The organism is Delftia tsuruhatensis, from assembly GCF_903815225.1.
GTDB lineage: Bacteria > Pseudomonadota > Gammaproteobacteria > Burkholderiales > Burkholderiaceae_C > Comamonas > Comamonas tsuruhatensis_A.
In genome coordinates, this window is the sequence record NZ_LR813084.1 from 700,736 (window position 1) to 715,893 (window position 15,158).

Consider the following 15,158-nt stretch of genomic DNA (forward strand, 5'->3'; position numbering starts at 1 on the left):
CGGACATCTCCAATCCGCTCAGGGGGCTTCTCCAGCCGATCCATCCGAAGGCTCGCGGACGAAAAAAAGCCGGGCACAGCGCCCGGCTTCCGTATGGCCTTGCGGCGTGGCTCAGTGGCCCGAGGCTCCCGAGGCACCGAGGCCGGTTTCCGAGCGCACCTGCTGCGCGGGGAACACGGCGCGTTCCCTGGCGGCCTGGGCGCTCTTGTCGAGCACCGAGAACAGCCACACGCCGAAGAAGCCGATGCTCATCGAGAACAGCGCGGGCGAGGCGTAGGGGAACCAGGCCGAGCCTGCGGGATTGCCCAGCGTGGCCTCCCACACCGGGGGCGAGACGATGGTCAGGCCCACCGAGGAGACCAGGCCCATGAAGCCGCCGATGACCGCGCCCTTGGTCGTGCAGTCCTTCCACAGCACCGACAGCAGCAGGGCAGGGAAGTTGGCCGAGGCCGCGACCGCGAAGGCCAGGGACACCATGAAGGCGATGTTCTGCTTCTCGAACACGATGCCCAGCAGCACGGCGATGGCACCCAGCGTCAGCGTGGTGATGCGCGAGACGCGCAGCTCGGCGGCGCTGTCTGCCTTGCCCTTCTTGATCACCGTGGCGTACAGGTCGTGCGACACGGCCGAGGCGCCCGACAGCGTCAGGCCCGCGACCACGGCCAGGATGGTGGCGAAAGCCACGGCCGAGATGAAGCCGTAGAACACGTCGCCGCCCACGCTCTTGGCCACCAGCACGGCCGCCATGTTGGCCGTGCCCGCGCCGCCGTGGATCACGCCCTTGACCGTGTCGGCCATCTCGGGGTTGGTCAGCACCAGGGTGATGGCGCCGAAGCCGATGATGAAGATCAGCACGTAGAAGTAGCCGATCCAGGTCGTGGCCCAGAAAACGCTCTTGCGCGCTTCCTTGGCGTCGGGCACGGTGAAGAAGCGCATCAGGATGTGGGGCAGGCCCAGCGTGCCGAACATCAGCGCCATGCCGAAGCTGATGGCCGAGATCGGGTCCTTGATGAAGCCGCCCGGGCCCATGATGGCCAGGCCCGCCTTGGCGGCCGCCGAGGGATCGGCGCCGTTGTTGGCCGCGATCTCGGTGCGCACGCGCACGCCTTCGGCGAACAGTGCCTCGGGGCTGAAACCGTACTTGGCCAGTACCATGAAGCCCATGAAGGTCACGCCGGCCAGCAGCATGCAGGCCTTGATGATCTGCACCCAGGTCGTGGCCGTCATGCCGCCGAACAGCACGTAGATCATCATCAGCGCGCCTACCAGCACCACGGCGATCCAGTAGTCCAGGCCGAACAGCAGCTTGATCAGCTGGCCGGCGCCCACCATCTGGGCGATCAGGTAGAAGGCCACCACCACCAGCGTGCCGCTGGCCGCGAAGGCGCGGAACGGCGTCTGGGAGAAGCGGTAGCCCGCCACGTCGGCGAAGGTGAACTTGCCCAGGTTGCGCAGGCGCTCGGCCAGCAGGAAGGTCAGGATGGGCCAGCCCACCAGAAAGCCGATGGAGTAGATCAGGCCGTCATAGCCGCTGGCCATGACCGAGGCCGAGATGCCCAGGAACGAGGCGGCCGACATGTAGTCGCCCGCGATCGCCAGGCCGTTCTGGAAGCCCGTGATGCCGCCGCCGGCCGTGTAGAAGTCGGCGGCCGACTTGGTGCGGCCCGCGGCCCACTTCGTGATCCACAGCGTGGCGACCACGAAGACCGTGAACAGGATGATGGCGGTCCAGTTCGTGGCCTGCTTGGCGGCCACGCCGACGTCGCCGCCGGCGGCCAGCACGGGGCCGGCCAGGGCCAGCGCCAGGGGCGCCAGCAGCATGCGTTGTGCGGAGGTCTTCATTTCGTGGCGTCCTTCAGGATGTCCTGGGTGAGCTTGTCGTACTCGCCATTGGCGCGGCGCACGTAGAGGCCGGTGACGATCACCGAGAAGACGATCACCCCCATGGCGATCGGGATGCCCAGCGAAGTCACACCCGCGCCGATGGGCTGGGCCAGGAACGACTTGTCGAAGGCGATCAGCGCGATGTAGCCGTAATAGACGACCAGCATCAGCACCGTCAGGAAAAGGCCCAGTCGATTGCGCCTGCTGCGCAACTCCTGGTATTTGGGATGGCGCTGTATTTTGTCTACCACCGGATCGGTCATGGTTTGTCTCCTGAAAGGTCGTATATGCCAGCGCGAAGCCCTGGGTGGCTCCGGCATATGCGGCGCATTCTGGAAATGGCGTCTGACCGCGTGCTTACGTGCAAGCGACTGATTTCCCAGGGTTTTTACCGTGGTTTTCACATGGAAAAAGACGGCATCAGGGTTGCTGCGGAGTTCGTAAGAATCCATTCAGTTCGCCGTCAATTTCTGTAAGAGGCGAGTCAGATTCGCGTCAGCAGCCGGGCGGATAGTGAATCTGCGGGCCCTATGGCAAGGCCCGCTACACATTCAATAAATCTAGGAGACAGACATGGCTATCAACGCATCGCAAGGCGCGGGGGTCAAGGCGACCCCGCGGCCCATGACTCCGGAAGAACGCAAGGTGATCTTTGCCTCGTCGCTGGGCACCGTGTTCGAGTGGTACGACTTCTATCTCTACGGATCGCTGGCGGCCATCATCGCCAAGCAGTTCTTCAGCGGGCTGGATGCGGGATCGGCCTTCATCTTCGCGCTGCTGGCTTTCGCGGCCGGCTTCATCGTGCGGCCCTTCGGCGCACTGGTGTTCGGGCGCCTGGGCGACATGATCGGCCGCAAGTACACCTTCCTGGTGACCATCCTGATCATGGGCCTGTCGACCTTCATCGTCGGCATATTGCCCACCTACGCCAGCATCGGCGTGGCGGCTCCCGTCATCCTGATCGGCCTGCGCATGCTGCAGGGCCTGGCGCTGGGCGGCGAGTATGGTGGCGCGGCCACCTATGTGGCCGAGCATGCGCCGCACGGCAAGCGCGGTGCCTATACCTCGTGGATACAGACCACGGCCACGCTGGGCCTGTTCCTGTCGCTGCTGGTGATCCTGGGCGTACGCACCACGCTGGGCGAGCAGGCGTTCGCCGACTGGGGCTGGCGCATTCCCTTCCTGCTGTCCATCGTGCTGCTGGGCATCTCGGTGTGGATCCGCATGACGCTGTCCGAGTCGCCGGCCTTCCAGAAGATGAAGGCCGAGGGCAAGGTCTCCAAGGCCCCGCTGTCGGAGTCCTTCGGCCAGTGGCGCAACCTCAAGATCGTGCTGCTGGCGCTGGTCGGCCTGACGGCCGGCCAGGCCGTGGTCTGGTACACGGGCCAGTTCTACGCGCTGTTCTTCCTCACGCAGCAGCTCAAGGTGGACGCGGTGACGGCCAATCTGATGATCGCGGCGGCGCTGATCATCGGCACGCCGTTCTTCGTGGTCTTCGGCTCGCTGTCGGACAGGATAGGCCGCAAGCCCATCATCATGCTGGGTTGCGTGCTGGCCGTGGTGACCTATTTCCCCGTCTTCAAGGCACTGACCGAGGCTGCCAACCCCGACCTGGCGGCTGCCCAGGCCAAGAGCAAGGTGGTCATCGTCGCCGATCCAAAGGAATGCTCGTTCCAGTTCAATCCCACGGGCACTTCCAAGTTCACCAGTTCCTGCGACGTGGCCAAGCAGGTGCTTGCAGCCGGCTCGGTCAGCTATGACGCAGAGGACGCCGCGCCCGGAAAGACCGCCTTCATCCGCATCGGCAGCACCGAGATCCCCTCGTTCTCGCTCAAGGGCCTGAGCCCCGAGGAAGCCAAGGCCAGGGACGCAGAGTTCAAGAAGACCGTGGCCAAGGTGCTGGCCGAGGACGGCTACCCGGCAAAGGCAGACCCGGCGAAGATGAACAAGGTCATGATGGTGGCCATCCTGACTTACCTGGTCATCCTCGTGACCATGGTCTACGGCCCCATCGCGGCCATGCTGGTGGAACTGTTCCCCACGCGCATCCGCTACACCTCCATGAGCCTGCCATACCACATCGGCAACGGCTGGTTCGGCGGCCTGCTTCCGACCATGTCGTTCGCGATCGTGGCCCAGACCGGCAACATGTACAGCGGCCTGTGGTATCCCATCGTGATCGCAGGGGCCACGGCCATCATCGGTACGCTGTTCCTGAAGGAAACCAAGGACGTGGATATCTACGCTAACGATTGAGGGCGCCCCCTGAGGCGCTTGCGCGCCTTCCCCCTCTCTCGCTTCGCGGGAGGGGGACGACACCCTCGGTGCGGGGCGGCCCTTCCTCGGTGTCCCTGAGTTAGGGCGTGCCTGATTTGCGCGCAGTGTTCAATGCATGCACTGTGGTCACAGAGCACAAAATTTTGCTCTGCATCGATGAAAGCCCATGGCGGTTTGCCATGGGCTTTTTCTTGGGTGCTTCTACTGGTTTTCCATGTCTTGTCTGTGGCAGCAAAGCATCAGATCGCTCATTTTGAAAGGTGGGCGCACATTTTTTGACAAGCCCGCACCTAGAATCCGCAGCAGCCGCAGATGGCACTGATCCGGAGCCGGAGTCGGCCCTGAGATTTCCAGAACACCCACTCAACAATCCCGAGGAGATGCCGAGATGATCAAGATGAACCGCGTTGCCCTGGCCGTGCTGGCCGTGCTGGGTTCCACCACCGTGATGGCGCAAAGCAGCGTGACGATCTATGGCCGTATCAACACCACCGTTGAGCGCCAGAAGATCGGCGACGAGTCCGTCAACAAGATGGAAAACAACTCCTCGCGTTGGGGCATCCGTGGCGTCGAAGATCTGGGCGGCGGCCTGAAGGCCGGCTTCGTGCTGGAAAGCGGCTTCGCTTCCGACACCGGCCTGGGCTCCTCCTCCACCGGCGCGCTGACCTTCGGCCGCCAGAGCGAAGTGAACCTGTCGGGCAGCTTCGGTACGATCCGCATGGGCAACTTCTTCCCCGGTTCGTACTTCGCCACGGCCGACTACGTGAGCATGCACAACCATGACACGGGCTCGTCCTCCGACGCTCTGTACTTCGACCCCGTCTGGTTCGCCAGCGGCCTGGGCACCGCCAACAAGATCTCCTACACCACGCCCAACCTGGGCGGCCTGACGGTGGAAGGCTCGGTCTCCATGCACGAGAAGGCCACGCCCGCCCGCAAGAACGGCTATGACCTGGCCGCCAACTACAACCTGGGCGCCCTGGCCCTGGGCGCCGGCTACAGCCAGGTCGACGAAGACAAGCAACTGGCCTTCCGCGCTGCCTACACCTTCGGCCAGTTCGTGGTCGGCGGCTACTACCAGCGCAACGACGAAGAGATCCGCGGCACGCGCAACAACTTCCGCCTGTCGGGCATGTATACCCTGGGCGCTTCCGAGTTCCATGTGAACCTGGGCCACGCCAACAAGTGGAGCAACATCGCCGACTCCGGTGCCAACCAGTGGACCCTGGGCTACAACTACAACCTGAGCAAGCGCACCAAGGTCTACGGCTACTACACCAAGGTGGACAACAAGGCCGGCGCCAACTACATGACCGGCGTCAAGGGCGCGGACTTCTCGTCCTTCGCCGTCGGCGTGCGCCACGCATTCTGATCGCCGCGCGGCGTAAGCCGCGTGCAAAGCCGGCCTGTTCCAATCAGGGCCTGCCTGCCATCAGGCCTCGTACCTTGCGGTGCGGGGCCTTTTTGTCTGGGCCCCTCTTTCAAGCCCGATCAAGGAAATTCACCATGAGGATCATTGCGGCCGGTTGCCTGGCCTTCGTTGTCATATCGCTGCTGGCCATCACCCAGGTCCAGGGCGTGCAAGGTGAGCAGGCCATGCCGGCTTCCGTGCAGATGGCCAAATAGGCCACGCCTGGCGAGAGACAAGAGCCCCGGACTGGTTCCGGGGCTTTTTTCATGGCCGATACGGTCGGTTGGCCAGGTGCTTTGGGGCTTAACCTGTATGAAAATACAGGTATTGGAAAGCGGCCCGTGCCTGTCGCATGGACTGCCTAGAATGTTTGGCTCCCACTGACCAAAGAACACCATGACGCAGGGCCTGATTCGAATCCGCGGCGCACGCCAGCACAATCTCCAGAACCTCGATCTCGACATCCGCACAGGCGAACTCACGGTGGTCACGGGGCCCAGCGGCTCGGGCAAGTCCAGCCTGGTGTTCGATACCCTGTACGCAGAGGGCCAGCGCCGCTACGTGGAGACCTTCTCGGCCTATGCGCGCCAGTTCCTGGACCGCATGGACAAGCCGGCCGTGGACCGCGTGGAGGGGGTGCCGCCGGCCATTGCCATCGACCAGACCAATCCCGTGCGCAACTCGCGCTCCACCGTGGGCACGATGACGGAGCTGAACGACCACCTCAAGCTCTTGTTCGCGCGCGCGGCGCAATTGTTCGACCGCGACACCGCCGTGCCCGTGCGCCATGACACGCCCGACAGCGTGCTGGAGGAATTGGCCGCGCGCTGCCGGCAGGCTGGCGATCCGCGCATCGCCATCACCTTTCCCGTGGAGCTGCCGGCCAACACCACGGCCGCCGAGGTCGAACAATGGCTGTCGGCCAGCGGCTTCACCAAGGTCCAGGCCGAGCGCGAGGCCGAGAAGGCCGGCGCCGTGGAGCCCGCCGCCGATGCCAAGGGCAGGAAGGCCAAGGCCGCTGCGCCGCTCAAGGTCAAGGTGCTGGACGTGGTGGCCGACCGCTTCCGCCTGGGCCATGTGGAGCGCGCCCGCGTCTACGAAGCCATCGAGGTCGCCCTCAAGCGCGGCAGCGGCCACATGACCGTGTACGTGCTGCCTGAATCCGCCGTGGAGGCCGCCGAGCCGCAGCTGTGGAAGTTCTCGCTGGGCCTGCATTGCCCCGAAAGCGGCCTGAGCTACCAGGAGCCCATCCCCTCGCTGTTCTCGTTCAACTCCGCCGTGGGCGCCTGCGAGGCCTGCCGGGGCTTCGGCCGCGTGATCGGCGTGGACTGGGGCCTGGTCATCCCCAACGACAAGCTCACCCTGCGCACGGGCGCCATCAAGCCCGTGCAGACGCCGGCCTGGAAGGAGATCCAGGACGACCTGATGCGCCACGCCGAGGCCGAAGGCATCCCGCGCGACACGGCCTGGGCCAAGCTCACCGATGCCCAGAAATCCTGGGTGCTGGACGGCTCGCCCAACTGGAACGGCAAGTGGACCCAGACCTGGTACGGCATCAAGCGCTTCTTCGAATACCTGGAGAGCAAGGCCTACAAGATGCACATCCGGGTGCTGCTGTCCAAGTACCGCAGCTACACCGAATGCCCGACCTGCGGCGGCGCGCGCCTGAAGACCGAAAGCCTGCTGTGGCGCCTGGGCGGCAAGCAGGCGGCCGATGCCGTGCTGCCACCGGGCGAGGAGGGCGGTCGCTACCGCCGCTTCATGCCGCGGGGCGTGTCCTGGAGTCGCGCGCAGCTCGATGCGCTGCCCGGCCTGTGCCTGCACGACCTGATGCAACTGCCCATCGTGCGGCTGCGCGATTTCTTCCAGCAGCTGGCGCCGGCCGCCGATGCGCCCGCCCATGACGGCGAGGCCCAGGCGCTCAAGATGCTGCACGCCGAGATCATGGCGCGCGTGCAGTACCTGTGCGACGTGGGCATCGGCTATCTGACGCTGGACCGCCAGAGCCGTACCCTGTCGGGCGGCGAGGTGCAGCGCATCAACCTGACCACGGCCCTGGGCACCTCGCTGGTCAACACCCTGTTCGTGCTGGACGAGCCCAGCATCGGCCTGCATCCGCGCGACATGGACCGCATCACCGAGGCCATGCAGCGCCTGCGCGATGCGGGCAACACCCTGGTGGTGGTCGAGCATGATCCGGCCGTGATGTTCGCCGCCGACCGCATGATCGACATGGGCCCGGGCCCCGGCGCGCGCGGCGGCCAGATCGTCTTCGACGGCACGCCCGAGGACCTGCGCCATGCCGACACGCTGACCGGTGCCTACCTGGGCGGGCGCAAGCAGGTGGGCTTCGGCCTCAAGCGCATGGTCACCGAGTCCACGCCGCGCCTGATCCTCGAAGGCGCGCGCGAGCACAACCTGCGCGACATCTCGGTGGACTTCCCGCTGCAGCGCCTGGTCACCGTCACGGGCGTCAGCGGCTCGGGCAAGTCCACGCTGGTCCAGGACGTGCTGGTGCCCGCGCTGATGCGCCATTTCGGCAAGCCCACGGACGCGGCGGGCGCCTTCGACCGCCTGATGGGCGCCGACCACCTGAGCGACGTGATGTTCGTGGACCAGTCACCCATCGGCAAGACGGCGCGCTCCAACCCCGTCAGCTATGTCGGTGCCTGGGACAGCATCCGCGAGCTGTTCGCCATCTCGCCGCTGGCGCGCCAGCGCGGCTACACGGCGGCCAAGTTCAGCTTCAACAGCGGCGATGGCCGCTGCCCCACCTGCGGCGGCTCGGGTTTCGAGCATGTGGAGATGCAGTTCCTGTCCGACGTCTATCTGCGCTGCCCCGACTGCAACGGCACGCGCTACCGTCCGGAGATCCTCGAAGTCACCATCGAGCGCCATGCGGCCGGCGAACTGCAGCCGCGCCGGCTCAACGTGGCCGACGTGCTCGAACTCACCGTGGCCGAGGCGGCCCAGCTGTTCGCCCAGGACCGCGACGTCATCCGCGCGCTGCAGCCCATCGTGGACGTGGGCCTGGAGTATGTGAAGCTGGGCCAGCCCGTGCCGACGCTGTCAGGTGGCGAGGCCCAGCGCCTGAAGCTCGCCGGCTTCCTGGCCGAGGCCGCCAAGGCCCAGGCCAAGTCCAGGCAGGCGCTGGCCAGGAAGGGCACCCTGTTCCTGTTCGACGAACCGACCACGGGCCTGCACTTCGACGACATCGCCAAGCTCATGCGCGCGCTGCGCAAGCTGCTGGAGGCCGGCCACTCGCTGATCGTCATCGAGCACAACCTGGACGTGATCCGCGCCAGCGACTGGCTGATCGACCTCGGCCCCGAAGGTGGCGACGGCGGCGGCGCCATCGTCGCCCAGGGCACGCCCGAGGAAGTGCGCCAGGTCCAGTCCTCGCACACGGCCCAGGCGCTGCGCGAATACGACCTGGCCATGGGCGTGGGCGGCGAGGCCGTGCGCGAGGTCGCACCCATGCTCTACCGGCCCGAGCGCAAGGCGCGCGCGGCCTCGGCGCAGCTGGCCCGCAACGCCATCGAGATCGTCAACGCCAAGGAGCACAACCTCAAGCAGCTGTCGGTGGACATTCCGCGCGGCCGCTTCAACGTGGTCACCGGCGTGTCGGGCTCGGGCAAGTCCACGCTGGCCTTCGACATCCTGTTCAACGAAGGCCAGCGCCGCTACCTCGAATCGCTGAATGCCTATGCGCGCTCCATCGTCCAGCCCGCGGGCCGGCCCGAGGTGGATGCGGTCTACGGCATTCCGCCCACCGTGGCCATCGAGCAGCGCCTGTCGCGTGGCGGGCGCAAGTCCACCGTGGGCACGACCACCGAGGTCTGGCACTTCCTGCGCCTGCTCTACGTCAAGCTGGGCACCCAGCACTGCATCCATGACGGCGCCGCCGTGCAGCCGCAGACCGCCGAAAGCATCGCGGCCCAGCTGCTCACGCAGTTCCGAGGCCAGACCATCGGCCTGCTGGCGCCGCTGGTGGTCAACCGCAAGGGCGTCTACACCGAGCTGGCCGACTGGGCGCGTCCACGCGGCTACACGCATCTGCGCGTGGATGGCGAATTCCTGCCGACCACGGGCTTTCCGCGCATCGACCGCTTCAAGGAACACACCATCGAGCTGCCCGTGGCCAGCCTCTCGGTGACGGTTGCCAACGAGCGTGAGCTGCGCACCCATCTGGCCCAGGCGCTGGAGATCGGAAAGGGTGTACTGCATGTGCTGTCCGGCCTGGACGACCTGGAAGGCGCCATGGCCGGCGGCCGCAGCACGGCCGGCATCGGAAGCCTGCAGGTGTTCTCCACCCAGCGCGCCTGCCCGGTCTGCGCCACCAGCTATGCCGAGCTGGACCCGCGCCTGTTCTCCTACAACAGCAAGCACGGCTGGTGTCCCGATTGCGTGGGCACGGGCGTCAAGCTCACCAAGGACCAGCGCAAGGTCTATGACGACACCCTGCTGGTCGAGGACAACCGGGGCCGCGAGGTCAAGTTCGAAGGCCAGGAGATCGAGGACCTGGCCGAGGTGACCTGTCCCACTTGCCAGGGCACGCGCCTGAACGCCACGGCGCGCGCCGTGCGCTTCCATGGCGTGGGCATCGCCGAGATCGCCCGGCTGTCCGTCACCGACGTGCGCCACTGGGTGCAGGCCCTGGCCCTGTCGGGCCGCGAGTCCGACATCGCCCGTGACCTGGTCCCCGAAATCCAGAGCCGCCTCGAATTCCTCGAGGAAGTGGGGCTGGGCTATCTCACGCTGGACCGTGGCGCGCCCACGCTGTCGGGCGGCGAGGCCCAGCGCATCCGGCTGGCCGCCCAACTGGGCAGCAACCTGCAGGGCGTGTGCTACGTGCTGGACGAGCCCACCATCGGCCTGCATGCGCGTGACAACCAGATATTGCTCAACGCCCTGCACAAGCTGGGCGACAAGGGCAACACCCTGGTCGTGGTCGAGCATGACGAGGACACCATCCGCCGCGCCGACCACATCATCGACATCGGCCCCAGCGCCGGCATACGCGGCGGCCGCCTGGTCGCCCAGGGCACGGCGGCCGACATCATGGCGGCCGAGGACTCGGTGACGGGCCGCTACCTGCTGCATGCCATGCGCCATCCGTTCCAGCCCCGCCTGTGGGTGGGCGAAGGCGTGCCGCCGCAGCCGGCCGCTGCGGCTGTGCCCCAGGCCGAGCCGGTGCCTGCCAAGGCTGCCAAGTCCCGCAAGAAGGCCGCGCCGGCCATTGTCGAGGCCACCCTCCAGCCCGAGGCCCTGGGCTGGCTCACCGTGCGCGGCGCCCATCTGCACAACCTGCACAACGTGGATGCGCGCGTGCCGCTCAAGCGCCTGGTCGCCGTCACGGGCGTCAGCGGCTCGGGCAAGTCCACGCTGGCGCGCGACGTGATGCTGGCCAATGTGGCCGCCTGGGTGGGCCAGCGGGCCACCAAGGCCGGGCGCGATGCCATGGATGCGGGCAAGTCGCCCGCCCTCGTGGGCTGCAAGGGCCTGCAGGGCTTCGAGGGAATAGACCGCGTGCTGGAGGTGGACCAGACCCCCATCGGCAAGACGCCGCGCAGCTGCCCCGCCACCTACATCGGCTTCTGGGACACCATCCGCAAGCTCTATGCCGAAACGCTGGAGGCCAAGGCGCGTGGCTACGCGGCCGGGCGCTTCTCGTTCAACACCGGCGAAGGCCGCTGCCCGGCCTGTGAGGGCCAGGGCATGCGCACCATCGAGATGAGCTTCCTGCCCGATGTGAAGGTGCCCTGCGAGGTCTGCCACGGCGCGCGCTTCAACCCCGAGACCCTGGCTGTCTCCTGGCGCGGCAAGAGCATCGGCGATGTGCTGCAGATGGAGGTGGACGAGGCCGTGGAGTTCTTCGCCAGCATGCCCGGCATCGCCCATCCGCTGCAGCTGCTCAAGGACGTGGGCCTGGGTTATCTCACGCTGGGCCAGCCCTCGCCCACCCTGTCCGGTGGCGAAGCCCAGCGCATCAAGCTGGTGACCGAACTGACCAAGGTGCGCGACGACGTCACGCGGCGCGGCAACAAGGCGCCACATACGCTGTATGTGCTGGACGAGCCGACGGTGGGCCTGCACATGGCCGACGTGGACAAGCTCATCCGCGTACTGCACCGGCTGGTCGATGCAGGCCACAGCGTGGTCGTCATCGAGCATGACCTGGACGTGATCGCCGAGGCCGACTGGATCATCGACCTCGGCCCCGAAGGTGGCAAGGAAGGCGGCCGCATCGTCGCGGCCGGCACGCCGGAAGATCTGGTGGCGGCGGGCACGCACACGGGGCGCGCCCTGGCCCCCGTGCTGGCCCGTTGAGCCTCAGGCGCAGGCAACGCCTGCGCCCTGCGTGGCAGCTGCGGGCAAGCGGCTGCTCCAGAACACCAGCACCAGGCCCACGGCCGTCAGCGCGGCAGCGGTCCAGCCCAGGTGGACCAGGCCCAGGCCACCGGCCAGGGCCATGCCGCCGGCCCAGGCGCCCAGGGCATTGCCCAGGTTGAAGGCCGCGATGTTCAGGCTGGACACCAGGTTGGCACCGTGGGGGCCGGCCTGCTCCAGCACGCGCATCTGCATGGGCGCCACCGTGGCGAAGGCCACGATGCCCAGCACGATCACATAGGCCATGGCCACGGCCTGGTGGCCGAAGGCCCAGCGCCCGGAGGCCAGCACCAGCATCAGCGCCACGATGCTCCACACCAGGGCGCGCATCACGCCCCGGTCGGCCAGCTTGCCGCCCAGCAGGTTGCCTGCCGCCAGGCCCGCGCCGAACAGCAGCAGGGTCAGCGCGACCAAACTGTCACCCATGTGGGTGACCTGGGTCAGCAGCGGCTCGACATAGGTATAGAGCGCGAACACGCCGGCAAAGCCGAAGGCCGTGATGCCCAGGCCCAGCCAGACCTGGCCGTTGGCCAGCACGGCCAGTTCCTGCGCCAGCGGCGTGACCTCGGGGCGGCCCTGGTCGCGCGGTACGAAGGCGGCCAGGATGGCAAAGGCCAGCACGCCGATCACGGCCACGGCCAGGAAGGCGCTGCGCCAGCCGAACATCTGGCCGATCCAGGCGCCGGCAGGCACGCCCAGCAGGGTGGCCAGGGTCAGGCCCGAGAACATCAGCGCAATCGCCGACGCCTTCTTGTCCACCGGCACCAGGCCCGTGGCCACCACGGCGCCCACGCCGAAGAAGGTGCCGTGGGTCAGCGAAGTCAGCACGCGTGCCGACATCAGCCATGCATAGCTGGGCGCGAAGGCGGCCGCCAGATTGCCGGCGATGAAGATCAGCATCAGCGCCAGCAGCAGGCGCTTGCGCGGCCACTGGCGCGTCAGCAGCGTGAGCACGGGCGCGCCCACGGCCACGCCGATGGCATAGCCCGAGATCAGCGTGCCGGCCGTGGGAATGCTGATGTGGAGATCCTGGCTGACCTGGGTCAGCAGGCCCATGATGATGAATTCCGTGGTGCCTATGCCGAAGGCACCGGCCGCCAGGGCGAGGAGGGAGAGAGGCATGGAAGGATTCCTTGTGGTCCTTGGTTTGATGCCTGTTAATGTCGCACTGCAACATATCTTTGTGTAGATGGAATAATGGAAACGTATCTGTTCCATGGGGGAACAGATGAATCCTTCCAGGAGCTGCCATGCCCGATTCCCGCCTTGCCGCCCTCCCCGACAACAGCGGCCCGGAGGCCAACCGCTTCGCCGAACTGGAGATGCTGGTGCTGGTCGCCGAACGCGGCAGCCTGTCGGCTGCGGCACGCCAACTGGGCATCTCGCCCTCGGCCGTGAGCAAGACCATGTCGCGGCTGGAGGCACGGCTGGGCGTGCAGCTATTGCAGCGCAGCACGCGTCGCATGCAGCTCACGCCCGAAGGTTCTCAGCTTTATGAGCGTGGCAAGCGCGTGCTGGCCGACCTGGACGAACTGGAGGCCTGCGTGGCCGTGCGCAGCGCGCCGCGCGGGCTGGTGCGCATCAACACCAGCTCATCGACGGGCAAGATGCTGCTGGTGCCGCTGGTGCCCCAGCTGCTGGCCGCGCACCCGGGCCTGAGCCTGGAGATCAGCCTGTCAGACCAGATCGTGGACCTCGTGGAGGCCGGCATCGACATCGCCATCCGCTGGGGCCAGTTGCCTCCTTCGGACATGGTGGCGCGCCTGCTGGGCCACACGCGGCAGGTGATCCTGGCTTCGCCCGCCTACCTGGAGCGCATGGGCCGGCCCCTGCATCCGACGGACCTGGCGCGCCATGTACGCCTGGGCTGGAGTTACCAGCGCGCCATACCGCACTGGCCCTTTCTGGTGGACGGTCAGCGCGTGGCGGTGGAGATCGGCGAGGTGGTGCGCGTCAACGACGGCGACGTCATGCGCGAGCTGGCGCTGGCCGGCGCGGGCCTGGCGCGCCTGTCGCTCTACCACGCCTGGGAGGATCTCCAGGCTGGGCGGCTGGTGCCGGTGCTGGAGGATTTCAACACCGGCGACCTGGAGCCCATCCACGCGGTCTACCTGGGCAAGCCGGACCGGCTGCCGCCACGCACGCGCGCGGTGCTCGACTTCCTGCAGGCCCACGTGGACCTGCGGCATGCGCAGCGGTTGCCGGCGCCGCATTGAGGCAGGCCGGCGGCTCCTGCATTATTCCTGCTCGCTGGGCAGAGGGGTGGCGTTGAGGCTCTGGCTCTCGATGTATTCCAGCAGTGCCGAGTACGCGGGCTCCGCAGGAGCCGAATTGGCGTAGACGATGCCGGTGCTCACGTTCTGTGGTGTGGTCCAGCGCTTGACGAACAGGCGCTGGTCGGCACGGTCTCCATTGGTGTTGGAAATCCCTTCGCCGTCGTTGACGCTATAGACGTAGCGATAGCCGCGCAGAATCTGGCCGGAGCCGTTGACCCAGACACACAGGGTCTGGCCCGCAAGCGTGCCGCGGACCTGATGCTCGCAGAGGAACTGGCCGTCCTCGGTGGCCATGATGCCATTGCCGTTGGCAGTGGCGCCTCCTTGGCGAGTCAATTCCGCAGCCACGGTTTGAAGGCCTTCCGAGCCCCAGGAGGTCATGTTCCAGACACCACGCAGGCTGGAGGCCGTGGCCGGATAGCCAAAGTTGAAGCGCGAGATCGCCACTTCACGTTCGCCGGGTAGAGTGATGAAGCCGGCTACACCACTTGTGAAGCGAATGCTGACCTGGCCCATGTTGCGGTCCTCGGACCCCGAAAGCGGGCCGCTGCCCAGGTGGCGACCGCCCTTGTAGCGCATCAGCGGCGCAGAAAAGCGGTTGTTGCTCAGCGCACCTGAGGTCATGTAGAAGCTGGGCTGGCCATTGCTCTCATAGGCATACATTTGCATGACCAGCGTACCGTTCTGTGCGTCGATGGCCAGCCCGCGTCCGGGTTTGCCATCAAGCTCCGATGTCACGACCCAGGTGCCATTGCTGGGCATGAATGCATGGGCCAGGCCGCAGCCCAGCAAGGTGGCCGCGGCCAGTGCTTTCTTGAACATGATTCCCTCTCTATCGAGATATGAAAATTCATGTTTATTTTATCGATTTGAATTACAAAATGACACTCCTGTGAAGACGGATCTGCGGGATTGGATGT

The 15,158-nt window shown here is 66.5% G+C and carries 8 protein-coding genes; 4 read left to right on the top strand and 4 right to left on the bottom strand.

The window, feature by feature from the left end; translation table 11 throughout:
• Positions 1 to 111: 111 nt before the first annotated feature.
• Both L1Z78_RS03275 and L1Z78_RS03280 read right to left on the bottom strand, forming a co-directional pair.
• Positions 112 to 1,842: a cation acetate symporter gene (locus tag L1Z78_RS03275; protein WP_234640127.1), complete on the bottom strand. Its 1,731-nt coding sequence runs from the start codon at positions 1,840 to 1,842 to the stop codon at positions 112 to 114.
• Positions 1,839 to 2,147, bottom strand: a complete 309-nt coding sequence (locus L1Z78_RS03280; protein WP_234640128.1) for a DUF485 domain-containing protein — start codon at positions 2,145 to 2,147, stop codon at positions 1,839 to 1,841. The genes L1Z78_RS03275 and L1Z78_RS03280 overlap by 4 nt, the downstream gene beginning before the upstream one ends.
• A 310-nt stretch (positions 2,148 to 2,457) precedes the next feature.
• On the opposite strand from L1Z78_RS03280, the gene L1Z78_RS03285 reads away from it, so the two are divergent.
• The 3 genes from L1Z78_RS03285 to uvrA all read left to right on the top strand — a co-directional run bounded on the left by L1Z78_RS03285 (position 2,458) and on the right by uvrA (position 11,902).
• Entirely contained in the window at positions 2,458 to 4,140 is a 1,683-nt protein-coding gene (locus L1Z78_RS03285; protein WP_234640129.1) for an MFS transporter, read from the top strand.
• 409 nt (positions 4,141 to 4,549) lie between these two features.
• Entirely contained in the window at positions 4,550 to 5,533 is a 984-nt protein-coding gene (locus L1Z78_RS03290) for a porin (RefSeq protein WP_234640130.1), read from the top strand.
• A gap of 435 nt (positions 5,534 to 5,968) precedes the next feature.
• A complete protein-coding gene (gene uvrA, locus L1Z78_RS03295) occupies positions 5,969 to 11,902 on the top strand; it encodes an excinuclease ABC subunit UvrA (RefSeq protein ID WP_234640131.1) in 5,934 nt (1,977 codons plus the stop codon).
• 3 nt (positions 11,903 to 11,905) lie between these two features.
• Here the strand turns inward: uvrA and L1Z78_RS03300 are convergent, their stop codons facing one another.
• Positions 11,906 to 13,084 carry an MFS transporter gene (locus tag L1Z78_RS03300; RefSeq protein WP_234640132.1) on the bottom strand — a complete coding sequence of 393 codons (1,179 nt, stop codon included), beginning with the start codon at positions 13,082 to 13,084 and terminating at the stop codon, positions 11,906 to 11,908.
• A gap of 128 nt (positions 13,085 to 13,212) precedes the next feature.
• Here L1Z78_RS03300 and L1Z78_RS03305 point away from each other — a divergent pair, with 128 nt between their 5' ends.
• The gene (locus tag L1Z78_RS03305) at positions 13,213 to 14,178 is read left to right on the top strand and encodes a LysR family transcriptional regulator (protein WP_234640133.1); all 966 of its coding nucleotides are present in this window, start codon (positions 13,213 to 13,215) and stop codon (positions 14,176 to 14,178) included.
• A 21-nt stretch (positions 14,179 to 14,199) separates the two neighbouring features.
• Here L1Z78_RS03305 and L1Z78_RS03310 read toward each other — a convergent pair whose 3' ends face one another.
• Positions 14,200 to 15,060 (bottom strand): hypothetical protein, encoded by an 861-nt coding sequence (locus L1Z78_RS03310; protein WP_234640134.1) that lies wholly within the window; start codon positions 15,058 to 15,060, stop codon positions 14,200 to 14,202.
• Positions 15,061 to 15,158 lie beyond the last annotated feature (98 nt).